Consider the following 21,418-nt stretch of genomic DNA (forward strand, 5'->3'; position numbering starts at 1 on the left):
AAACACGCCAGCGCCCATGGTACTGTGTCTCAAGACACGGGAGAGTCGGTCGCCGCCAGACCCGCACATCGCAAGCCCACGCGCAACGCTCGCACAGAGCCCGCGCCATTCCCTCGACACGACACCGATCCGGCCCCGGAGCCATCGCCCACGCTCGCACAGAGCCGGCGCACCGGACCAGCCGCACACACTTGGCGCGGGGTGGAGCAGCCCGGTAGCTCGTCAGGCTCATAACCTGAAGGTCACAGGTTCAAATCCTGTCCCCGCAACCAAATCTACAATCCCACGACACAGACCCCAACAAGAAGCCCGCAGAGCTCACCGCTCCGCGGGCTTCTCGGCGTTTGCCGTGCGAAAACAGGCGATCCGTCCGGCAGGGGAGGGCGCTTCGGCCGTCTTACTCCAGCGCGATCACGATCTTGCCGAACGCGCCCCTGTCGAGATGGTCGAGGGCGTCCTGCAATTCGGTCAGCTTATAGCGCCGGTCGATGACGGGCTTCAGCTGGAGCACATCCACCGCGCGCACCAGATCCTCAAGCGCGCGGCGGTGGCCGACCCGGATGCCCTGGATGGTCGCCGTCTTGAGCAACAGCAACCCGCCGGAGGCCGCAAGGTCGTAGCCGTCGAGGACGCCGATCACCGAGATCCGCCCCTGAACGGCAACGGCTTCCAGCGATCGGGCCAGATGCGGGCCGCCGACGATTTCCAGGATGTGGTCGACCCCTTGGTCCCCGGTGAGATGGTGAACGGCCTCGACCCATCCCGCCCGGTCGAGCACGTGGTCGGCGCCCAATGCCCGAACCCGTGCCCGCTTCCCGGCGTCGCCGGAGGTGACGAACACTTCAGCCCCGTGCGCCTTCGCGATCTGGAGTCCGAACAATGCGACGCCGCCCGTCCCCTGCACGAGGACGCGGGTCCCGGCTTTCAGACCGCCGCGCTCGATCAACGCGAACCACGCGGTCAGGCCGGCGCAGGGCAGGGTGCTGGCCTCTGCCGGATCGAGAGCGCGCGGCGCCGCGACGAACCAGCTTGCCGGGAAGGCGACATAGTCGGCCAGGACGCCGGGATAGCCGCCGCCGAGGGCGCTGCCATCCGGATTCCGCGCGTCGCCGGACGGCGCACCGTCGATCCAGTCCGGAAAGAAGGTCGAGATCACCCGGTCACCCACGTCGAACCGCGTGACACCGTCGCCCAGGGCGACGATCGTTCCGGCCAGATCGGAAGCCGGGGTGAAGGGGAAATCGAGCGCCCGGCCCATTCCATTGGCGATCACCAGCTTGTCCCGGTAGTTCAGCGACGCCGCCGCGACCTTCACCAGCACCTCGCCCGGCTCAGGATCCGGGATCGGCACCTCCTCCAATCGAAGGTTTTCGCGACCGAAGCCGCTCAAAACCCAGCGTCGCATCGTCGTCATCGTAGCTCCCCGAAATCGTTCCGACGGGGACAGCTTACCGTTGCCGCGCACGGACCAGGGGCGATAGTTCGGATCTCGATTGGTGCCGGGAGCGCAACAATGATCCGGGGCGAACTTCTGGCCGACATGCCGGTCTTCGTCGCCGCCGTCGAGGCGGGCGGCTTCTCGGCGGCGGCGAGCCGGCTGAACCTCACCCGTTCGGCGGTCGGGCGCACCGTCGCGCGCCTGGAACGGCGGCTCGGCGTCCGCTTGTTCCATCGCACCACCCGGTCGCTGACGCTCACCGAAGAGGGGCAGACCGTCTTCGAGCACGGGCGGCGGGCGCTCGGCGAGATCCAGAGCGCGGCCGTGATGCTGGAATCCGGCCGGCGGGAGATCGCCGGACGGCTGCGCGTCTCAATGCCGGTCCTGTTCGGACGCCTCTGCGTCGCGCCCATCCTGATCCGTCTCGCCGACGCGCATCCACGGCTCGAGCTCGACCTCAGCCTCACCGACCGCCTGGTCGATGTGGTGGAGGATCGGTTCGATCTCGTGGTGCGCAACGGCGCCCTGCGGGATTGGCCCGGGCTCGCCGCCCGCCGGATCGCGCGCCAGCCCATGCGCGTCTGCGCAAGCCCAGCCTACCTCCGGGCATCCGGCGTTCCGCAGTCGATCGCCGATCTGGCACAGCATCGCGCGATCCTCTACGGCCGCCCCGACCGGTCGCGGTCCTGGCTGTTCCCGCAGCCGAGCGGACCCGCGACGGAGATTACCCCGCCGAGCCGGATGCATATCGACGATGTCGGCGCGATCCGTGACGCCGCGCTGGACGGCCACGGCCTCGCGTGGCTGCCATACTGGCTGATCCGGGACGATGTCGAAGCCGGGCGGCTCGTCCCTGTGCTGGGCGACCTCGCGGCGCATGTGTTCGACAGCCACGCGCTCTGGCCGCAGACGCCGCATCTGCCGCTGCGGGTGCGTCTCGCGATCGATGCGCTCGCCGCCAACCTGCCGGCCCGCGTCGCGTTGCCCGCCTGATCGCGCCGATCCCGCGATCGCCCCGGGACGACGCGCGCCGCAGAGTTGGCCTGGGCGGCACGGCGCCTTAAGATAGGTTGGGGTGCGTCGGATCACGCGGCGTAGGGGGGAGCAGCGATGACGATCCGGACGGGCCGCGCGGCCGACCGCAATCGGGACTGAAGAGCGCGGTTTGCGCGTTTCCGGTTCCGCCAACCCAACATTCGAGATCCGGACGCGTCGCGCGCTGCCACGGCTGATGCTGGCCGGCGCGAGCGCGCTTCTGGTGCTGACGGCCGCACCGCGTCCGGCGCAAGCCTTCGACCTGTTCGGCCTGTTCGGGAGCGAGCCGGAACCGCCGACCCCGAGCCCCTCGGCGCTGCCGTACAGCGTGCGGATCACCGGCACCGACGATTCCGATGTCCTGCAGGCCGTGCAGGATACGTCGACCCTTTACCGCCTGCGCCAGGAGCCGCCTCCGGACGGGGAGGGGCTCCTGCGCCGGGCCGAGGCCGACCGAGCCAAGCTGGCCGATCTCCTGTCGGGCTACGGCTACTACCAGGGCACCGTCGCGATCCGGATCGATGGCGCCTCGGTCGGCGGACAGGAGACCGCTTCCGTCGGCGCCGCCGAGGCATGGCGCAATCGCGGTCTCGTCCCGGTCCGGATCGCCATCGATCTCGGGCCGCTCTATCACCTGCGCCGGATCGTGGTGCACGATCCGGCCGGCCGCGCCTTCCCCGAAGCCGTCCTGCCGCCGCGCGTTACCCGCGTGGATGAGGATGTTCCTGCCCGCTCAGCCACCGTGCTGGCCCGCGAAGCCCGGATCATCGATCAGTTCCGGAGCCAGGGCCACCCCTTCGCCAAGGTGATCACCCGCGATCCGGTGGTGGACGATTCCACCCACGTCATGGATGTGACCTTCACGGTCGATCCGGGTCCGGTGGCCGGGCTCGGCCCGGTGGCGGTCAGCGGCGCCCCGGGGATCGACCCGGCCACGATCCGCTCCTTCATCTACGCCGAGCCGGGCGATCCCTATTCGCCGCAGGCGGTCGCGGCGATCCGCCGGTCGGTGGCGCGGATCGAGGGGATCGGCGGCGTGCGGGTCCGCGAGGGCACGGCGCTCGATGCCGACGGGGACCTGCCCCTGTTCGTCACGGTCACCGAGCGGGAGCGCAACCTCGTCGGCATCTCGGCGCGCTATTCGACGGTCGATGGGCCAGGCGTGCGGGCCTACTATGCCAACCGCAACCTGTTCGGCGGTGGCGAGACGTTCCGGATCGACGCCGACATCTACTATCTCGGCCTCGGCAGCGATCCCTTCGCCACGCAGCGCAAGATCGCCGGCATCGGTACCAACGGGCTCGGCGGCCGGCTCTCCGCAACCTACGTCCAGCCGGCGCTCTGGGGATCGCGCAACGACCTGCTGGCCAACGCCTTCGTCACCCGCGAGGTGCAGCAGAGCTATCTGGTGGATGGCGGGGGCGCCTCCGCGGCGATCCGGCACCGGTTCTCCGACACGTTCTCGGCCCAGATCGGGCTCGACGCTCAAGGAGGCCGCTCCAAGGACGCGCTGGGCACGGTCAGTTACCGGCTGATCGGCGTGCCGGCCTCGGTCACCTACGATTCGACCGACAATCTCCTGGATCCGACCCGCGGCGTGCGGGCGATCGCCTCGCTCGCCGCCTATCCGGGGGCGATCTCGTCGCCCGGCATCCTCGTCGCGAAGGCGCAGGGCTCGACCTATTATTCGCTCGACGACGAGTCCCGCTACATTCTGGCCGGGCGGATCGGCTTCGGCTCGGTCTCCGGCGCGCCGCTCGGGGAGATCCCGGACAATTTTCGCTTCTTCGCCGGCGGCGGCGGCTCCGTGCGCGGCTATCCGTACCGGACCCTCGGGCCGATCGGCCCCTACAACCTGCCGATCGGCGGCCGCAGCCTGCTGGAGGCGTCGGTCGAGGCGCGCATCAAGGTCACCGACACGATCGGTGTGGTGCCGTTCTTCGACGCGGGCACGGCCTTCGCCTCCGCGCTGCCGGATTTCGAGGAGAAGATCCGGAAATCGGTCGGCATCGGCCTGCGCTACTACACCGGGATCGGCCCGATCCGCGCGGATCTCGCCTTCCCGCTCGACCCCTACAAGGGCGGCCACGTCCGCCCGGCGGTCCTGTATCTCAGCCTGGGGCAGGCGTTCTGAATGGCTGAACGGACAGGCCGAGCCGGAACACGACGGCGAACCTTTCTCGGCATGGGACGCGGCGGTCTCAGCCTCGTCCTGATCTGCCTCGCGCTGCTCATCCCCGCTACCCTGACGCGGACCTGGGCCGACGAAGGCGACAAGTCCGTGCTCGGCGGCCTCCTGTCCCGGGCGCTCTCGACGCCGTCGTCGCGGGTAGCGATCGGCGCGGTCGATGGTGCCCTGTCGTCGGATGCGACCATCCGCGATGTCGCGGTCAGCGATCGTGACGGCGTCTGGCTCAAGCTCGACAAGGCGCGGATCGTCTGGCGTCGGCTCGCCCTGCTGTCGGGTCGGCTGGAGGTGGACAGCCTCGAAATCGGGCAGCTCGAAGTGCTGCGCCGTCCGGTTCCCGGCCCGACGCCGCCGGAGGCGAAGCCCGACGGCAAGCTGCTGCCGGATCTGCCGGTGAAGGTCGAGATCAAGGATTTCAGGCTTGCCGAACTCGTGCTCGGCGCAGCGGTGGCCGGGCAGCCTGCCCGGCTCTCCGCGGAAGGGCGCGCCCGGCTCGGCGCGGCGAGCGAGGGGCTGGAACTCAAGGCCCGGGCGCAGCGCCTCGACGCCGCCGGGCGTTTCCTGCTCGGCCTGCTCTACGTGCCGAACGGCGACACGCTGGAGCTGAAGGCGAATCTCGTGGAGCCCGCGGGCGGGCTGCTCTCCAAGGCGGCCAACCTGCCCGGCACGCCGCCGATCAATTTCGACCTCGATGGAACGGGTACGCTCGACGCGTGGTCGGCCAAGCTGGATTTCGCCGCCGGCCCGGAGATCGGCGCGAAGGGCGGCGCGAAGATCTCGCGGATCGGCGCCGAGCGGCGGCTCGCCCTCGACCTCGCGGCGCGGATCGAAGGGCTGGTGCCGGGCCCGGCCGCCTCCGTATTCGCCGGCACGACGCAGCTTGCAGGCGGCCTCGCCTTCGCGGATAGCAGCGCCTTCCGGATCGACCGGCTGGAGCTGACCTCCCGCACCGCCCGGTTGGCCGCCGGCGGGAGCCTGAGCGCCGACCGGGTCGCCGATCTGACGCTCCAGGCCCGGGCCCTGCCCACGGACGGCAGCGTGACCAAGGCGGGCGAGGCCGAAATCGAAAAACTCGTGTTCGACGGCAGCCTGAAGGGACCGATCGCGACGCCGACGATCCGCGGCTCACTCGACGCGGCGGGCCTGCGCAGCCGCGATTCCGCCCTCGATCGCGTCGAGGCGCGCCTGGACGTGGTGCCGCAGGGCGAGCCCGCGGCGCAGCGCTTCGCCATCGGCGCGGATGGCACGATGTCGGGCCTGCGGCTCGCCGATCCGGCCCTGCGGCGGGCGATCGGAAGCCGGGCGCAGCTCACGCTCCGTGCGGGGACCGGGCCGGACGGGGTGATCGACGTGACCACGCTCCGGCTCGAATCCGAGACGGCGCGCGCCGCCTATACCGGCCGAATCGGCCAGAACACCCTGACCGGCACGCTCGACGCGGCGCTGCCCGATCTCGCGGTCTTCTCCGGCCTCGCCGGGCGCGGGCTTGCCGGCTCCCTCGACGCGAAGGCGCGGCTCAGCGGCGATCCGGCCCGGAAGGCCGTGGCGGCCGATCTGTCGGTCACCACCGCCGGCCTCGCGACCGGGCTCGCGGCGGCCGACCGTGTCCTGGGTCGCACGCCTGCGCTCCAAGGACGCGTGTCGCGGACCTACGACGGCTACGGGTTCGACCACCTGCGTCTGGAGGGACAGGGCGTCACCGCGACCCTGCAGGGCGAGGCGACCTCGGAGCGCGCCGACGTGGCCGGCCGGCTGGATCTCCGGAGTCTCGCGGATCTCGATACCCGTCTCACCGGGCGCGCCGCCTTGGATGCGCGGCTCACCGGCTCCCTGGAGCACCCGGACCTCACGGCGACGCTCACCGCGCCCGCCGCCACCGCGGACGGCAAGCCGATCCGCGGCCTGCGGGCCGAGGCCATCCTCAACGACGCGCTCCTGGCCCCGGAGGGCAGCCTGAAGCTCTCCGGCGATGTGGCCGGCAAGGCGCTGACCGGCGATGCCCACGGCGCGCGTATCGGGCCGGACTGGGTGCTCGACCGGCTCGCGCTCAATCTCGGCTCGGTGGCGGTGACGGGCAACGCGACGGTCGCGGCCGAGACGTGGCTCTCGGCCGGACAGCTCACCGTGCGGGCGGCCAACCTCGAGGACATCGCGCCGCTCGCCCCTGAGCCGATGGCTGGCCGCCTCGACGCGGCCGTGACGCTCGCCCGCAACGGCGGCCGCCAGGATGCGACGATCCGGGCGACCGGGGCTGCCCTGCGCTACGGCGGTTCCGCCCTGACCCGCCTCGATGCGGATCTGAGGGGCCGGGACCTGCTGGCCCATCCGGTCCTCGACGGACGTCTCGATGCCGACCGGCTCGTCGCCGCCGGCCAGCAGATCGACACGGTCCGGCTCGTCGCCAACGGAAACCCCGCCTTCAGCGATGTCACGCTGAGCGCCAAGGCCCGCGGCTTCGGCCTCGACGGGGCCGCCCGGATCGTGCCGGCGGACGACCCCCGCATCGAGATCGAGCGCTTCTCGGCCGCCCGCGGGACCGACCGCTTGGCCCTGGCCGGCCCGGCCGCCATCACCCTGCGGGACGGCGGTGCGGTGATCGACGGGCTCGTCGTCGCGGCGGGCAGCGGCCGGGTTTCGGTCGCGGGCCGGGCCGGGCGCGCTCTCGACCTGAAGATCGCGATCCGCGCGCTGCCCCTCTCGCTCGCCCGGATCGCCGCCCCCGACCTCGCCCTGTCGGGGACCCTCGACGGGGAGGCGGATCTGCACGGGCCGGCCGACAGGCCCGAGGGGCGCTATGCGCTGACCGTGTCCAGGCTCGTCGCGCCGCAGATGCGGCAGGCCGGCCTGCCGGCGGTCGATGCCAGCGCCAAGGGCACCCTGTCGGACGGGCAGGCGAGCCTCGACGGCCGGGTGACCGCGGGACGCGGCATGGCGCTGACCGTAGCCGGCCGGATCCCGGTCGAGGCTGGCGGCACCCTTGACCTGCGCGCCCGGGGCAGCCTCGACGCGGCGCTCGCCAATTCCCTGTTGAGCGTCGGCGGCCAGAGCGTCGCCGGGATGGTCTCGATCGACGGAGGCGTCACCGGCACGCTGGCGGCTCCGCGGGCGCAAGGGGCAGCGACCCTCACCGGGGGCAGCTTCACCGACCCGCTCAACGGCATCCGTCTTACCGGAATCGAGGGGCGGGTCAGCGGCCGGGGCGACAGCCTCGTGGTCGAGCGCCTGAATGCGGCGACCCGCAACGGCGGGCGCGTCTCCGTGACCGGCCGGGTGGCGCTGCAACCGGATTTCCCCGGCCAGTTCCACATCGTCGCGGAGCCGGCCGAACTCGTGTCGAGCCCGCTGATGACCGCCGTGTCGAGCCTCGATCTCTCCCTCGCCGGCCCGCTGGCGCGGACGCCGCGGATCTCCGGACGCGTCGATGTCGCCTCGATCGACGTCGCCGTGCCGGATCGGCTGCCCGCCACCGTCCGCCCCCTGCCGGGGGTGCGCCATGTCAACACGCCCCCGGAGCTGCGGGCGCGGCTGGCGCAGCGCGCCGCGCGGAAGGCCGCGACGGCACCGGGGCGCAGGCCGAAGAAGCCCGCCGTCCCCTTCGACGCCACCCTGGACGTGGCGGTCGATGCCCCGAGCCGCATCTTCGTGCGCGGGCGGGGCATCGATGCCGAACTCGGCGGTGCCTTGCGGATCACCGGAACCGCGCTGGCGCCCAACGCGGTCGGCGCCTTCGCGATGCGGCGCGGCCGCCTCGAACTGGTCGGCCAGCGCCTCGATTTCAGCCGCGGCCGGCTGACCTTCGCGGGCAGCCTGACCACCCCGGACCTCGATTTCGCCGCCGAGACCAAGGCCGGCGACGTGACCGCCCGGGTGGCGGTGACCGGACCGGCCGACGCGCCGCAATTCGTCCTGACCTCCGATCCGGTGCTGCCGCAGGACGAGATCCTGTCGCGGCTGCTGTTCAAGAAGGCGGCGGGCGGCCTGTCGCCGTTCCAGGCCCTGCAGCTCGCCCAGGCCGTGGCCCAGCTCTCGGGCGGTGCCGCCGGTCCGGACGTGTTCGAGCAGGCCCGCAAAGGCCTCGGTCTCGACAGCCTCGACGTGTCGACAGGGTCCAGCGGCGGCCCGGCGCTCGGCGCCTCGCGCTACATCTCGGACCGGGTCAGCATCGGCGTGAAGGCCGGCGCCAAGCCCGCCGACACGGCGGTGGGGGTGGATTTCGACGTCACCCGGCGGATCAAGCTGAAGGGCGAGGCGGGCAGCGACGGCCGCACCAGCCTGGGCGTCGGCGCCGAGTACGAGTGGTAGGGCGTCGCGAACGACGTTTCCAACAGCCAGGGATTGATGGTCTGCACGCCGGCCGCTTCGAACGGACGGGTCTCGCGCGTTGCGACCATGAGGTTCCGCGCAGCCGCCGTGGCGGCGATATATCCGTCCGCCAGACCGCTCGGTCGGCCTGCGGCCCTGGCCCGAACCATCAGATCGGCGTAGGTCCGGGAGGCCGCCAGGACCGCATTCTCAAGGCGCTCCTCGTAGATCCTGCGCCGCTTGCCGGCTGGCATGGACGCCCAGCCAAAGCGTAGCTCGGCGACGGTAACGGCGGATAGATGGACAGTTTCCACGATCACTAAGCGTCGACCCAGGCCAGGACGTGCGAATCCGGCGCCGCTCTCCACAATTCGGAGATGACGGTGGTGTCGAGGATGATCATTCGAAACGGGGCGGCTCGACCGGCTCCGTTTCGCGAATCCGGTCGAAGCGGACGGCCTCGTCGTCGGTCAATCCGCCGGCCTCGCCGGCGATGGAGGCCAGGAGCGAACCCAGCTTCAGGCGCCCTTCCGGCCGCGTGGCCTGTTCCAGAAGACCGCGAATCTCATCCTCCGGGCTGCGGCCATGCCGCTCGGCTCGCGGACGAAGGGCCGGCGGGCCTCACCGGGCACGTCGCGAATGGTGATGGTGGCCAACCTCGTCACTCCCAGTGGGTGCGAGCCGTATTGGTCTTATGCGCACCCGTCATCGTGCCTGCAACGCGCCCGGTCGCGCATCGGAGAAGCATCATCTCAGGAAGCGGCAATTCCGGGTGTGGTCGATGCTGTTGTGTGCGCCTTCTGAAGCGGACGCGTAAGACGACCCCTTGGATCCATTCCGAATTGCAACGCGATCGGAAAAGCCTCTAAGTTTCTTTCTTCCGCCTGAGACGATCTCGTCCTCCTCCCAGAACAGAAAATCACGCCGCCCGATGGACGACCTTTTCGAGACGGACGACGATCTCCCGGTGCCGGAGGGCGGTTTCCTCCGCCTGCTGCCGATCATCAACCGCCGCGGCCTGCACGCCCGGGCCTCCGCGAAATTCGTGCAGACCGTCGAGCGCTACGATGCCGCCGTCACGGTCACTCGCGCGGGCGAGACCGTGGGTGGGCGGTCGATCATGGGTCTGCTGACCCTGGGCGCCGCCATGGGCACGCGCATCGCCGTCACGGCCGTGGGCCAGGATGCGGAGGCCTGTCTCGATGCCATCGAGGCGCTGCTCGCCAACCGGTTCGGTGAGGACGAATAGCGGCGTTCAGACCGCCTTGCCGGGCCACACGCACAGGTCCGAGACCGGGCAGCGTGGGCAGGCCGGCTTCCGGGCCGTGCAGGTGTCGCGCCCGTGGCGGAACAGCCAGATATGGGCCCCGTCCTTGAACCGCTCGGGCACGATCCGCGCGAGGCCGTCCGCGACGGCGTCCACGGTCGGGCCGGGCGCGAGCGGGATCCGGTTCGAGACCCGGAACACGTGCGTGTCGACCGCGATCACCGGCTCGTGGAAGGCGAAATTGGCGGTGACTTCGGCGCTCTTGCGGCCGATGCCCGGAAGGCGGCGCATCGCGGTGGAGCTGCGCGGCACGACGCCGCCGAATTCGGCGATCAGCACCGCCGACAGCTTGACGATGTTGCGCGCCTTCGACGGCCCGAGCCCGACCGGCCGGATGATCTCGGTGATGCGCGCCTCGCCCAGCGCCAGCATGCCGGCGGGGTCGTGAACCTCGCTGAACAGCGCCTCCGCGATCCGGGCGACCGTCGGTCCGGTCGACTGGGCGGAGAGCAGCACGGTCACAAGCAGCCGGAACGGATCGGCCTCATCGAATCCGGCTTTCGGATCCGGATCGGCCTCGGAGAAGCGGGACATCACGGCGGCGGCCCGTTCGGCCGCGTCGCGTGCGATGGGACGGACCGGCTTGGCGGCCGCCCGGCGCGGTGAGGATCGAAGGCCGTGGAGGGTGTCGCGCGCCATACCGGGGAGCTAGCGTCCCGGGCATGCACCAGACAGATCCTGGCTGCGCGGCCGATTGACTGCTCAGGCCCGGGCGCGCCGCCACGGCACCGAAGCCGCGCCGGTCCCGAGATGCAGGGTCCCGGCCACGATGTCCCCCGCCCGGCGCAGGAACTCGACCCGGAGCGCACCGCGGCGTCCGAACAGGCGACTCACCACGCGCACCAACGAAGCCTCTGCCGGATCGGCGATGATCGGACGCCGCGCGGTGCGTGCATCAAGGGTGAGGAAGGTTTCGACCGCATCGCGCACGGCCTGCGCTCCGGTGACCGTACGGATCTCGGCGACCGGCGCCTCCCATCCGGCGGGCCGGATCCCGATCAGGTTCGCGGCGGGCACCGATCGCGGCAGGGCCGAAAGGTCCGCCACCGACATGAGGCGGGTCCGCTGCGCCGGCCGTGCCGGCTCGACCGCTCCGACGAGCCGGCACGGGTGGCGCAGCGCGCCGAGCCGTTCCCGAAGCGCCCGGTCGACAGCCTCGGCCGCAGCGCGCTCGACCAGGGCGGCGGCCTCGGCTTCGGCGGGCTGCCAGGGACGGGCTCGTCCCCCCCAGACCGGATCCGGCATCGCCAGCGGCACCACGCCCTGCAGCGCCTCCCGACCGGTCTCCGCGTCGCGGTCCCAGACCAGGGCGATCGCGACCCGGCGGCCGGCGGGGCGATGCTGGGCAAGGGGCAGCAGGTGATCGGGGTCGCGCAGCGGATCGGTCACGGCGTTCCGGACCAGCATCGCCCGCCACGCGGATACGGACGCCGCGTCCACGTCCGCGGGCCGATGGAGATCGACGCGCCACGCGGCAGCCTGGTCCGGCGCTCGCCCGGTGGAGGGCTTGGCCGCGCCTCCGGCTTCGACGGAGAGGCCGCCCTGTATCACGGTGAAGCGTGGCGCCATCGCGTGTCCTGCCTCTCGACGCTTCGTCCCGTTTCGGGACGCCTCGGCGCCTCCGAAGCGCCATTCGGTGCGCGCATTTCAAGGCCGGTGCCGGGTCAGGGACCCGGGATCGCCAGGGGATTGTCGGTGAGAGCGGCAGCGTCCGGCGCATCGACGCGCGGACGTCCCAGGAACGCGTCCCAGAGCTGCCGGACGAAAGCCGGATCGAGATCCTTCAGGATCAGAACGAGCCGGGACGTATGGTCGGGATCCGGCCAAGCCGGCAGGGTGAGCGGTGCGTGGAAGACGTGCTGGACCCCGTGCACCACCAGCGGCCGTTCGGGATCCTCGGCAAGAGCCACGAGGCCTTTCAGCCGCAGCAGCTTCGGCCCGTGCCCCGACCGGAGCAGGTCCATGAACATCTCGAAGGCGGCGCGCGGCACGGGCGCCGCGCTGGTCAGGCAGACAGCCTGGATCGACGCGTCGTGCCGGTTCACGTCGGCTTGGGCGTGATCGGCCTGGGCGTGATCGGCCTGGGCGTGATCCGCCTGGGTGAGGGCCTCATCGCCCAGCCATGCGCGCACGTCGGCCCCCTTGTCGGCCCCCTTGCCGTCGAGCCCGAACAGGCCGCCGAGCAGCGTCTCCGCGGGTGCGTCGGGCGCAACGATCGGAGCCCCCGGGTTGAGGGTGGCGATCCGCGCCCGGATCGCGGCGGTGTCCTCCGCGAGATCGGCCTTGGTGAGCACGATCCGATCCGCGATGGCGGCCTGCCGGACCGCCTCGGGATGCGCGTCCAGGGTGTCGGCCCCCGTGACCGCATCCACCACCGTGATGACCGCCTGGAGGCGGAAACGCAGCACGAGATAGGGGTGGTAGATCAGAGCGTGCAGGATCGGGGCGGGGTCGGCGAGGCCCGTCGTCTCGATCACCACGCGGCGGAACGCGCCGATCCGCCCATTGTCGCGCTTGCGCAGGAGATCTTCGAGGGTGGCGATCAGATCGCCGCGCACCGTGCAGCACAGGCAGCCGGCGCCGAGCAGGATCATGTCCTCGTCGACGGTCTCGATCAGCAGGTGATCGAGACCGATCTCGCCGAACTCGTTGACGATCACCACCGTGTCGGCGAGCGCCGGATCGCGCAGGAGCCGGTTCAGCAACGTGGTCTTGCCGGCACCGAGGAAGCCGGTGAGCACCGTGAGCGGGATCGGCTCTGGGCGTCGCGGATCGGGGGCAGGCGTAGGGCTGACTGACATGGGCGTCGAGGTAAGGATTCCCGGCGCCCGCGGCAACGCAGCAACCGCCGCGTGGGAGCGCCTACTCCTCCGCGGAGGCCTTCTTGTCGGCCGGCTTCCTGGCCGGGGCCGGCTTATGCGCGACGGTCTTCGGGGCCGGCTTGGACAGGCCCTTGCCCGGCTTGGCTTCCGGCATCGACGGCGTCGTCGCGGCGGTATAGGCGCTGGCCGACCGGGGAAGCGCATGGGCCGGCTTCGCGGCGACCTTCGCGGCCGGCTTGGGCGCGGATTTGGCCGCCTGCTTGGCCGCCTCCTTGGCCGCCTGCGCGCGTTCCGCCCGCTCGGCGTGCGCCTGCTTGGCCGCTTCCAGTGCCGCCAAACGCTTGGCCTTGGCGGCTTCGAGCTTGGCGGCCCGGCTGTTGGCGGCCGCGGCCTTCTGCTGGGCCTCCTGCGCGTCGAGGATCTGCTGGCCCTCGGCCGGGTTGCGGCCGATCCAGACGGCGACCGGCTGCAGCGGCGCCCGCGGCGGCAGGCTCCGGGCGCGCAGGGCCGGGTTGGAGAAGGCCGCCATCGCGAGCGCCGGCGAGTTGGCCGCCGCGCCGCCGATCAGCTGCGCGGCCGAGCCGGGGGCGGTGAGGGCACCGGGGCCATCCTCGATGGCCGGGGGCTTCTTGCCGCCGCACACGAAGGGCCGCATGTCCGGCGGCTGGGGCAGGGCGGAGGTCGGCAGGGCATCGAGCGTCGGGCTCGTCCAGCCGGCGCTCTGGGTGAAGGCGTAGTCGAACAGGTCGGCGGCCTTCACGTCGCGCTCGCGCGGGCTCGGCTGGCCCATCACGATGGTGATGATCCGGCGGCCGTTGCGGGTGGCGGTCGCCACAACGTTGAAGCCGCCCGCGCAGATGAAGCCGGTCTTCATCCCGTCGGTGCCCGGATAGCGCCCGAGCAGGCCGTTGTGGTTGGGCATGACGGCCCGGCCGAACTGGATCGCCGAGATCGAGAACAGGTCGTGGGAATCGGGGAAGTCGCGGATCAGCGCCCGGGCCAGCACCGCCATGTCGCGGGCCGAGGTCCACTGGCGCGGATCGGGCAGGCCGTTGGGATTGTACCAGTGGCTGTCGCGCATGCCGATCCGCTGGGCGGTCTCGTTCATCAGCGCGGCGAAGTTGTCGATCGAGCCGCCGAGGTTCTCGCCGATCGCGTAGGCGATGTCGTTGGCCGACTTCACCATGATGATCTTGAGGGCGTTGTCGAGGGTGAGCTGCGTCCCCGGCTTGAAGCCCATCTTCGAGGGCGGCTCGGCGGCGGCGGCGGCCGAGATGGTGATCATCGAATCGAGCGAGACCTTGCCCTGCCGCACGAGATCGAGGGCGACGTAGGTGGTCATCAGCTTCGTGATCGAGGCCGGATACCAGGGATCGGTCGGCGCCTGCGCGTAGATCACCTTCCCCGAATCCACGTCCGCCACGAGGATCGGCGCCGTGACCGCATCCGCGGCGCGGATCCCGGCGAGCAGCCCCGCCAGCGCCGCGAACCCGACGGTGAATCGCCGGAAGAGAGAAGAGGACATGCGCGCCCGACTCGTCAAAGGATCGCCAGATTCGGCACCGTGAGGCGCCGCAGGTCCGGCCGAGGGGCCGGATAGAGGGCACAACGCGAGCGGCCGCCGTTCGGTCGCCGCGCTGCACCCTGGCATCAACGTGGCCACCGTGGCGAGAGCAAGGCGAGAGCCGGGCGCGGCCCTGCGCGGCGTGGTTGTCTGTGGTCCCCGATCCGCACAGCGCCTATCTGCAACCGAGAGGCCGCACGGGCCATCGTGCGCGACACAGACTGAGATGACGGTGGGTTACGCGGTCAAGGAACTTTTCCACACCCTTCAGGGAGAGGGCGCCCAGGCCGGGCGCGCGGCCGTGTTCTGCCGCTTCGCCGGGTGCAATCTCTGGTCCGGCCGCGAGGCGGATCGCGCGGCCGCTGCCTGCCGCTTCTGCGACACGGATTTCGTCGGCCTCGACGGCGAGGGCGGCGGCCGGTTCGACGACGCCTCCACCCTCGCCGCCGCCATCGCGGCAACGTGGGAAGGGGGCCCGGCGAACCGCTACGTGGTCTTCACGGGCGGCGAGCCCCTGCTTCAGCTCGACGGGCCGCTGATCGAGGCCGTACATGCACACGGGTTCGAGATCGCGATCGAGACCAACGGCACGCTGCCGGCGCCCCCCGGCATCGACTGGATCTGCGTCAGCCCGAAGGGGGCCAATCCGCTCGCGCAGACGACCGGCCACGAATTGAAGCTCGTCTATCCGCAGGCGGATGCCGACCCGGCGGATTTCGTTGGCCTCGATTTCCGCCACCGCTTTCTCCAGCCCCTCGACGGGCCGGGCCGGATTGCCAGCACGGAGGCCGCGATCGCGTATTGCCGGCGGGATGCGCGCTGGCGGCTTTCGCTCCAGACCCACAAGATGATCGGGATCCCGTAGGGCCTGAATCCGGTCGGTTTAGATCGCCGTACCCACGGTCGACGGCGCCATGTTTGTTCATAGCGACTTCCCCATACGACGCTCCCGGACGAATCCTGGCCTCAGACCGTGAGTGCAGATTGCACTTGGTACAGCGCGGCGATTACCGCAGTCACGTCGATGCCGGTTCTATCGCTTTCCCATGCGCGATCTTGTTTCTGTGCTCGTAGTATCGCATCGCGAGAGCCCACGCGCTCCCCTTCCCCGCCTGCTTGTCGAGCAACAGTGAAAGCCTATCCTCGAATTTGGTCTTATCCACATTATAAGTGTAAAATTTCCGCCGCTCAGCCCAATCCGGATGCGATTGACCGGCTGAGATCACGGTCGCAAATTTAACGTTGATCTCACTTTCCAGCTGGCCCCATAGCAGAACAAAATAGGCATTGTCATTGAAGCGTCGAAAGTCTTGGACGGACGCCTGTCGGGCAGAATTGTTGCTGTTAATGGCATCGTCGAGCTGGCCAAATAGATAGTTGTCGGTCTCCGTATAGGCCGCCAAAATCTGAGGCACCAGATTCATTGCAGTGCTGCGAGCCAGGAAGATCGATCGAGCGCTTTCATGTTCCCGCGCGCGCCCGGCTCAGAGATGCGCCACCCTGAACCCGCACTCGGCGGCACCCCCGTGATAAGATGCCGTCGCGCACCGGCGAGCAGATCGAGCCGGCCATCTCCGCCGATGATCCAAAGACCATACGGAACGATCTTCGCCTTCCAACCGACGCTGTCATAAATGTTCAGCACTGGAAGATCGATCGGAGGGATCCCATAGTTTTTCATTAATCCTTCGTGCATTCTGAGATGCTGCGAAGTATCCAATTTATAGTCTTCTGGAGACCAATCTCTCAGCTGTCGATAAAGTGCATCGATGCGATCTCGCCATTCACCCACCCGCGCTTGGACGGTGGCGAAGTTGTTCTCTTCGACATCTTCGGCGAGAATCGCATAAGAGGACATGGGTGAATCTGACCAGCGCGATCGTCACACAATGCGGCCGGCGGTGCCCGAAGTCGAGTGGCGCGGACCGCGGTTCGACCGAGCCAACCGTCCGCACCGAAAGAGTTTCGGATCCGACGCTGATAAGATCGCCGGAGCATGGTGACGCCTTGCCGATCCTTGCATTCACCACTTCATGGCCGCGCGCTGCACCCGGGCAGCCCGGATCGCCGAGCGCGCGTATCGCCCGTCGGCCAGGACCGGATCCGGCTCCTCGTCGGACAGCACCGCGCGCCGAAGGGCCGCCAGGACCGGATCACCCCAGGCAGCGAGCAGACGCCCGAATGCCGCGTGCCGCGCCGCGTCGAACGGGATCGCCCGACCGGCCGCATCCTTGCCGGGATGGGCCGGGTGCAGAGCCGCGACGGGCACCCAGCCCTGCGGGATCGGCGCCGTGGCCGCATGCGTCCTTCTCAGTCGTAGGAGCTTCGGAAGGATGTGGCTGTGCGGCCCGGGCTCGGCGATGCTGCCCGGAGCCGGGATCGCCGTATAGACCTCGATCCGCCCGATCCGGGCGATGAAGACACGATGCGGGCTCGACGCCGTGAGCGCGGCGACGACCGGATTGCCGGGCTCGAAGAGCGGCCGGCCGCAGGCGGCTCGCAGGCGGCCGATCAGGTCGGGAGCGGCCACGCGAACGCAGGCGTCGACGGCGTCGAGGCCCAGGCCAAGATCGAACAGGATGCCGTCCCGGTCCTGGGGCCGGGCTGCCGCCGCGTCCGGCCCTAATTCGGTCAGCACCGCGCGCCTCCCCATCGCGCAGGCCGCGACCGGCAGACAGAGCGCGACCGCTTGGCTCCAGCTGCCCGTGAAGCCGGTCTCGTAGGCGACCGGTCGAAGCGCGGGCAGTGCCAGCAGGGCCAGCGCGCCGCGATCCGTCGCCAGCCCGATCCGTCCGTCGTCCTGGGGCCGCGCCGGCTCGTCGGGATCCCTGCGGAAGGCTGCGACGGCGCCGTAGCTGCCGAGACTCCACGCGCAATTCGGGTCTGCAACCTGCGCGCGCAGCAGCGCCTCCACGGATCGCTCCGTCTGCCCCGTCATCGGCCCCCACGTGATCGGCACCGAATGCCCACGCCTTGACACGGGTGTCGAATGACCGGAAGTCGCAGGCCGATCAACGAGGTTTGGTTCGGCGATGCGGAGGCCGGCTCGGAGCGGGCTCTAGCGCAGACGGTCGCCGCGCCGCGCCACGGGATCCGCTGGAAGGGCGCTGGCATGGACGTCATCGAAACCGAGATCCCGGACGTGAAACGCATCGTCCCGAAGCGGCTGGGCGATGCGCGCGGCTGGTTCTCCGAGACGTTCCGCGTCGATGCCATGGAACGGGGCGGCATCACCAACACCTTCGTTCAGGACAACCAGTCCTTCTCCGCCCCGCAGGGCACGATCCGCGGGCTGCACTTCCAGATCGCGCCCCGGGCACAGGCCAAGCTGATCCGCGTGCTGCAGGGCGCCATCCTCGACGTCGCGGTCGATCTCCGCAGCGGCTCGCCGACCTACGGCAGGCACGTGGCCGTGACGCTCGACGCCGAGACGGGCACGCAGCTCTTCATCCCGCACGGCTTCGCCCACGGCTTCTGCACCCTCACACCCGACGTGATGGTCGCCTACAAAGTCGACGCTTACTACAGCCCCGAGCATGACCGGTCGCTCGCCTGGAACGATCCCGCAATCGGCATCCAATGGCCAGTCTCGGCCGAGGTGGCCATTCTGTCCGACAAGGATCGCCGCGCGCCGAAACTCGCCGATCTCGGGCCCGTCTTCTGATCGAAGCGGCCCGTCGGCCGTAATTCCGTCACGGCGGCCGTCTTCTGACGCCCCGCCCATCCGTTTGCGAACACTCCGAAGAGGTATCCTGCCATGCGCATCCTGGTGACCGGAGGCTGCGGCTTCATCGGCTCGGCGCTGGTGCTGCACCTCGTCAACGATCTCGGCCACGAGGTCTGCACCCTCGACGCGATGACCTACGCGGCGAACCCGATCTCCCTGGCCCCGCTCGCCGACAACCCGCGCCACCGCCTCGTGGAGGCCGATATCTGCGACCGCGCCGCGGTGCAGAGGGCCTTCGCCGACTTCAAGCCGCAGGCGGTGATGCATCTGGCCGCCGAGAGCCATGTCGACCGCTCGATCACGGACCCGGGTGCCTTCGTGCGCACCAACGCTATCGGCACCCAGACCATGCTGGACGGTGCCCGCGGCCATTATGAATCCCTGCCGGAGGCGGACAAGAAGACCTTCCGGTTCCTCCACGTCTCGACCGACGAGGTCTACGGCTCGCTGCCGCCGGGCGCCTTCTTCACCGAGGAGAGCCGCTACGACCCGCGCTCGCCCTACTCGGCCTCGAAGGCGGCCTCCGACCACCTCGCCCGCGCCTGGCACGAGACCTATGGCCTGCCGGTGCTGGTGACGAACTGCTCGAACAATTACGGGCCGCGCCACTTCCCGGAAAAACTGATCCCGCTGATGATCCTCAACGCGCTCGAGGGGAAGAAGCTTCCCGTCTACGGCGACGGCCAGAACGAGCGCGACTGGATCCACGTCGAGGATCACGCCCAGGGCCTCGTCGCCGTGCTGGAGCGCGGCCGCGTCGGCCAGACCTACCTGCTCGGCGGCCGGGCGGTGCGCAACAACCTCGCGGTGGTGAAGGGCCTGTGCGCGGCCTTCGACCGGCTTCGCCCGCAGAACGGCCCCCACGAGCGGCTGATCAGCTTCGTGGCCGACCGCCCCGGCCATGACCGGCGCTACGCGATCGACTGCACCAAGGCCGAGACCGAACTCGGCTGGCGGCCGCAGAAGACCTTCGAGCAGGCGCTGGAAGAGACCGTCGCGTGGTATCTCGACAACGAGAGCTGGTGGCGCCCGATCCGCGAGGGCCGCTACAAGGGCGAGCGCCTGGGGCTGAACGCCTGATGGACATCCTCGTCCTCGGTGGTGCGGGTCAGGTCGGGACCGAGCTGCAGGCGCTGTCCTGGCCGGCCGGCGTCACCGTTCACGCGCCGGGCCGGTCCGAGCTCGACATCACCGATGCGGAGGCCGTCGCGGCGGCGCTCGACGCCCGCGCCTACGCGGCGGTGATCAACACCGCCGCCTACACGGCGGTCGACAAGGCCGAGTCCGACGTGGTCGCGGCGTGGCGCCTCAACGCGCTCGCCCCGGCGATCCTGGCGGCGGCCACCGCAGTTCGAAAAATACCCCTCGTCCACGTCTCGACCGACTACGTCTTCGCCGGGACCAAGCCGGATGGGGCCTATGCGCCCGACGAAGCCATCGACCCGCAGAGCGTCTACGGGGCCAGCAAGGCCGCGGGCGAACTCGCCGTGCGCACCGCCAACCCGCGCCATGCGATCCTGCGCACCGCCTGGGTGGTGAGCCCGCACCGGGGCAACTTCGTCAAGACGATGCTCCGGCTCGCGGCCGAGCGCGACGCCCTGACCGTGGTCGACGACCAGCACGGCTGCCCGACCTCGGCCGCCGACCTCGCCGCCGCGCTCGCGGCGATCGCGCAGCGTCTCGCGACGGACGAGGCGGCCCCAACGGGCACGTTCCACTGCGTGAACGCGGGCGACACGACGTGGTGTGGCTTCGCCGAGGCGATCGTGGCGGGCTCCGCCCGGCGCGGCGGCCGCTCAATCCCGGTCAGGGGCATCCCGACCTCCGCCTATCCGACACCGGCCCGGCGCCCGGCCAATTCGCGCCTGTCCACGGCCAGCCTCACCGAGGCCTACGGCCTTCAGCCCCGCCCCTGGCAGGCGGCGCTCGACGACATCCTGGACCGGCTCGTCGGGCCGGTCTCAGAGGGAGTATCCAAACCATGAAGGGCATCGTCCTGGCCGGCGGTTCCGGCACGCGCCTGCATCCGGCCACGCTGTCGATCAACAAGCAGCTCCTGCCGGTCTACGACAAGCCGATGATCTACTACCCGGTCTCGGTGCTGATGCTGGCCGGCATCCGCGAGATCCTGATCATCTCGTCGCCGGAGCACCTCGACAATTACAAGCGCCTGTTCGGCACCGGCGAGCAGTTCGGTCTCACCTTCTCCTACGCGCTGCAGCCGCGGCCGGAGGGCCTCGCCCAGGCCTTCGTGATCGGGCGCGACTTCGTGGGCGACGACGACGTGGCGCTGATCCTCGGCGACAACCTGTTCTTCGGCGCCGGCATGGGCGAACTTCTGGAGCGCGCCGCCGCGCGGAAGCAGGGCGCCACGGTCTTCGCCTACCATGTCGACAACCCGCAGGCCTACGGCGTGGTCAACCTCGACAAGGCCGGCCGCCCGACCAAGATCGTCGAGAAGCCGCAGAACCCGGAATCGACCTGGGCGGTGACCGGCCTGTACTTCTACGACAATCAGGTGCTCGACATCGCGGCGGACGTGAAGCCCTCGCCCCGCGGCGAACTTGAGATCACCAGCGTCAACGAAGCCTACTTGGAGCGCGGCCAGCTTCACGTGGAGCGGATGTCGCGGGGCTACGCGTGGCTCGACACCGGGACCCACGACAGCCTGCTGGAGGCGAGCGAGTTCGTCCGCACCCTTCAGCACCGCCAGGGGCTCCAGGTGGCCTGCCTGGAGGAGATCGCCTACCTGCAGGGCTTCATCACCCGCGACCAGCTCGTGGCCCGCGGCGAGATGTTCGCCAAGACCAGCTACGGCCAGAACCTGCTCCGGCTCTCCCGCGAGAGCGAGGACGATTTGCGCCTGCGCCGGGGCAAGTAGGCGGCGCGGACAAGTCGGCGGCGCGGACTCGCTGGCCGGTGACGCGCGTCGCAGCCGATGCCGATCCCGCGCATGAGCCTGTGGTTCTCGACCTCGCGCGGCGCGCCTGTCGTCGGCGGTCGCCGCGCCCGCAC

Annotated in this window: 17 protein-coding genes, 1 tRNA gene, 1 rRNA gene and 2 pseudogenes (1 of these 21 only partly in view); 11 read left to right on the plus strand and 10 right to left on the minus strand. The window is 70.3% G+C overall.

Translation table 11 applies throughout. The annotated features are described in order from the left end of the window. Nucleotides 1–61 (plus strand): 5S ribosomal RNA (gene rrf, locus FVE89_RS29625); it begins 68 nt to the left of the window's first position. Between the two features lie 134 nt (nt 62–195). Then, a tRNA-Met gene (locus tag FVE89_RS29630) sits at nt 196–272 on the plus strand. A 125-nt stretch (nt 273–397) separates the two neighbouring features. Here FVE89_RS29630 and FVE89_RS29635 read toward each other — a convergent pair. Further along, nucleotides 398–1,414: an NAD(P)-dependent alcohol dehydrogenase gene (locus FVE89_RS29635; protein ID WP_161393742.1), complete on the minus strand. Its 1,017-nt coding sequence runs from the start codon at nt 1,412–1,414 to the stop codon at nt 398–400. A gap of 99 nt (nt 1,415–1,513) precedes the next feature. Between FVE89_RS29635 and FVE89_RS29640 the strand changes: the two genes are divergently transcribed. From FVE89_RS29640 to FVE89_RS29650, 3 genes are all read left to right on the plus strand, one after another. Further along, nucleotides 1,514–2,431, plus strand: a complete 918-nt coding sequence (locus FVE89_RS29640; RefSeq protein ID WP_161393743.1) for a LysR family transcriptional regulator — start codon at nt 1,514–1,516, stop codon at nt 2,429–2,431. A gap of 238 nt (nt 2,432–2,669) precedes the next feature. Continuing rightward, nucleotides 2,670–4,607, plus strand: coding sequence for an autotransporter assembly complex family protein (locus FVE89_RS29645; RefSeq protein WP_161393845.1), 1,938 nt, complete (start codon nt 2,670–2,672; stop codon nt 4,605–4,607). 51 nt (nt 4,608–4,658) lie between these two features. Next, on the plus strand, nt 4,659–8,963 hold the full coding sequence (locus tag FVE89_RS29650; protein WP_246731242.1) for a translocation/assembly module TamB domain-containing protein: 4,305 nt from the start codon (nt 4,659–4,661) through the stop codon (nt 8,961–8,963). Nucleotides 8,964–8,989: 26 nt separating this feature from the next. Here FVE89_RS29650 and FVE89_RS29655 read toward each other — a convergent pair. Together FVE89_RS29655 and FVE89_RS31445 are read right to left on the minus strand one after the other, a co-directional pair. Then, nucleotides 8,990–9,366: pseudogene (locus FVE89_RS29655) on the minus strand (type II toxin-antitoxin system VapC family toxin); the annotation flags it as partial. Beyond that, nucleotides 9,363–9,619 (minus strand): annotated as a pseudogene (locus tag FVE89_RS31445) (plasmid stability protein stbC). The pseudogenes FVE89_RS31445 and FVE89_RS29655, both read right to left, overlap by 4 nt. Before the next feature lie 275 nt (nt 9,620–9,894). Between FVE89_RS31445 and FVE89_RS29660 the strand changes: the two are divergent. Continuing rightward, nucleotides 9,895–10,212, plus strand: a complete 318-nt coding sequence (locus FVE89_RS29660) for an HPr family phosphocarrier protein (RefSeq protein WP_161393745.1) — start codon at nt 9,895–9,897, stop codon at nt 10,210–10,212. 6 nt (nt 10,213–10,218) lie between these two features. Here the strand turns inward: FVE89_RS29660 and nth are convergent, their stop codons facing one another. The 4 genes from nth to FVE89_RS29680 all read right to left on the minus strand — a co-directional run bounded on the left by nth (nt 10,219) and on the right by FVE89_RS29680 (nt 14,637). Further along, nucleotides 10,219–10,929, minus strand: a complete 711-nt coding sequence (gene nth, locus FVE89_RS29665) for an endonuclease III (RefSeq protein WP_161393746.1) — start codon at nt 10,927–10,929, stop codon at nt 10,219–10,221. Nucleotides 10,930–10,992: 63 nt separating this feature from the next. After that, nucleotides 10,993–11,859 (minus strand): hypothetical protein, encoded by an 867-nt coding sequence (locus tag FVE89_RS29670; RefSeq protein WP_161393747.1) that lies wholly within the window; start codon nt 11,857–11,859, stop codon nt 10,993–10,995. 95 nt (nt 11,860–11,954) lie between these two features. Then, the gene (locus tag FVE89_RS29675) at nt 11,955–13,091 is read right to left on the minus strand and encodes a GTP-binding protein (RefSeq protein ID WP_161393748.1); all 1,137 of its coding nucleotides are present in this window, start codon (nt 13,089–13,091) and stop codon (nt 11,955–11,957) included. A 61-nt stretch (nt 13,092–13,152) separates the two neighbouring features. Then, nucleotides 13,153–14,637: a D-alanyl-D-alanine carboxypeptidase family protein gene (locus FVE89_RS29680; protein WP_161393749.1), complete on the minus strand. Its 1,485-nt coding sequence runs from the start codon at nt 14,635–14,637 to the stop codon at nt 13,153–13,155. A 271-nt stretch (nt 14,638–14,908) separates the two neighbouring features. Here FVE89_RS29680 and queE point away from each other — a divergent pair, with 271 nt between their 5' ends. Further along, nucleotides 14,909–15,541, plus strand: a complete 633-nt coding sequence (queE, locus tag FVE89_RS29685) for a 7-carboxy-7-deazaguanine synthase (protein ID WP_161393846.1) — start codon at nt 14,909–14,911, stop codon at nt 15,539–15,541. 151 nt (nt 15,542–15,692) lie between these two features. Here the strand turns inward: queE and FVE89_RS29690 are convergent, their stop codons facing one another. The 3 genes from FVE89_RS29690 to FVE89_RS29700 form a co-directional block, all read right to left on the minus strand. Beyond that, nucleotides 15,693–16,100: a hypothetical protein gene (locus FVE89_RS29690; RefSeq protein ID WP_161393750.1), complete on the minus strand. Its 408-nt coding sequence runs from the start codon at nt 16,098–16,100 to the stop codon at nt 15,693–15,695. Beyond that, the gene (locus FVE89_RS29695; RefSeq protein WP_161393751.1) at nt 16,097–16,534 is read right to left on the minus strand and encodes a hypothetical protein; all 438 of its coding nucleotides are present in this window, start codon (nt 16,532–16,534) and stop codon (nt 16,097–16,099) included. The genes FVE89_RS29690 and FVE89_RS29695 overlap by 4 nt, the downstream gene beginning before the upstream one ends. Nucleotides 16,535–16,699: 165 nt before the next feature. Further along, a complete protein-coding gene (locus tag FVE89_RS29700) occupies nt 16,700–17,614 on the minus strand; it encodes a hypothetical protein (RefSeq protein WP_161393752.1) in 915 nt (304 codons plus the stop codon). A gap of 174 nt (nt 17,615–17,788) precedes the next feature. On the opposite strand from FVE89_RS29700, the gene rfbC reads away from it, so the two are divergent. The 4 genes from rfbC (at nt 17,789) to rfbA (ending at nt 21,284) form a co-directional block, all read left to right on the plus strand. Next, nucleotides 17,789–18,340: a dTDP-4-dehydrorhamnose 3,5-epimerase gene (gene rfbC, locus FVE89_RS29705; RefSeq protein ID WP_161393847.1), complete on the plus strand. Its 552-nt coding sequence runs from the start codon at nt 17,789–17,791 to the stop codon at nt 18,338–18,340. Between the two features lie 93 nt (nt 18,341–18,433). Next, on the plus strand, nt 18,434–19,483 hold the full coding sequence (gene rfbB, locus FVE89_RS29710; RefSeq protein WP_161393753.1) for a dTDP-glucose 4,6-dehydratase: 1,050 nt from the start codon (nt 18,434–18,436) through the stop codon (nt 19,481–19,483). After that, entirely contained in the window at nt 19,483–20,388 is a 906-nt protein-coding gene (rfbD, locus tag FVE89_RS29715; protein ID WP_161393754.1) for a dTDP-4-dehydrorhamnose reductase, read from the plus strand. The genes rfbB and rfbD overlap by 1 nt, the downstream gene beginning before the upstream one ends. Continuing rightward, entirely contained in the window at nt 20,385–21,284 is a 900-nt protein-coding gene (gene rfbA / locus FVE89_RS29720; RefSeq protein WP_161393755.1) for a glucose-1-phosphate thymidylyltransferase RfbA, read from the plus strand. The genes rfbD and rfbA overlap by 4 nt, the downstream gene beginning before the upstream one ends. Nucleotides 21,285–21,418: the final 134 nt, after the last annotated feature.

The sequence above is a fragment of the Methylobacterium sp. 2A genome (assembly GCF_009806555.1).
Taxonomy (GTDB): Bacteria; Pseudomonadota; Alphaproteobacteria; order Rhizobiales; family Beijerinckiaceae; genus Methylobacterium.

Bases quoted from the DNA above. Each gene is read 5' to 3' on its own strand.
- FVE89_RS29645 (WP_161393845.1), top strand. From the start codon at position 2,670: ATGCTGGCCGGCGCGAGCGCGCTTCTGGTGCTGACGGCCGCACCGCGT.
- FVE89_RS29670 (WP_161393747.1), bottom strand. From the start codon at position 11,859: ATGGCGCCACGCTTCACCGTGATACAGGGCGGCCTCTCCGTCGAAGCC.
- FVE89_RS29640 (WP_161393743.1), top strand. From the start codon at position 1,514: ATGATCCGGGGCGAACTTCTGGCCGACATGCCGGTCTTCGTCGCCGCC.
- rfbB (WP_161393753.1), top strand. From the start codon at position 18,434: ATGCGCATCCTGGTGACCGGAGGCTGCGGCTTCATCGGCTCGGCGCTG.
- FVE89_RS29675 (WP_161393748.1), bottom strand. From the start codon at position 13,091: ATGTCAGTCAGCCCTACGCCTGCCCCCGATCCGCGACGCCCAGAGCCG.
- FVE89_RS29635 (WP_161393742.1), bottom strand. From the start codon at position 1,414: ATGACGACGATGCGACGCTGGGTTTTGAGCGGCTTCGGTCGCGAAAAC.
- FVE89_RS29680 (WP_161393749.1), bottom strand. From the start codon at position 14,637: ATGTCCTCTTCTCTCTTCCGGCGATTCACCGTCGGGTTCGCGGCGCTG.
- FVE89_RS29690 (WP_161393750.1), bottom strand. From the start codon at position 16,100: ATGAATCTGGTGCCTCAGATTTTGGCGGCCTATACGGAGACCGACAAC.
- FVE89_RS29660 (WP_161393745.1), top strand. From the start codon at position 9,895: ATGGACGACCTTTTCGAGACGGACGACGATCTCCCGGTGCCGGAGGGC.
- FVE89_RS29700 (WP_161393752.1), bottom strand. From the start codon at position 17,614: ATGACGGGGCAGACGGAGCGATCCGTGGAGGCGCTGCTGCGCGCGCAG.
- rfbA (WP_161393755.1), top strand. From the start codon at position 20,385: ATGAAGGGCATCGTCCTGGCCGGCGGTTCCGGCACGCGCCTGCATCCG.
- rfbD (WP_161393754.1), top strand. From the start codon at position 19,483: ATGGACATCCTCGTCCTCGGTGGTGCGGGTCAGGTCGGGACCGAGCTG.
- FVE89_RS29695 (WP_161393751.1), bottom strand. From the start codon at position 16,534: ATGTCCTCTTATGCGATTCTCGCCGAAGATGTCGAAGAGAACAACTTC.
- rfbC (WP_161393847.1), top strand. From the start codon at position 17,789: ATGGACGTCATCGAAACCGAGATCCCGGACGTGAAACGCATCGTCCCG.
- FVE89_RS29650 (WP_246731242.1), top strand. From the start codon at position 4,659: ATGGGACGCGGCGGTCTCAGCCTCGTCCTGATCTGCCTCGCGCTGCTC.
- nth (WP_161393746.1), bottom strand. From the start codon at position 10,929: ATGGCGCGCGACACCCTCCACGGCCTTCGATCCTCACCGCGCCGGGCG.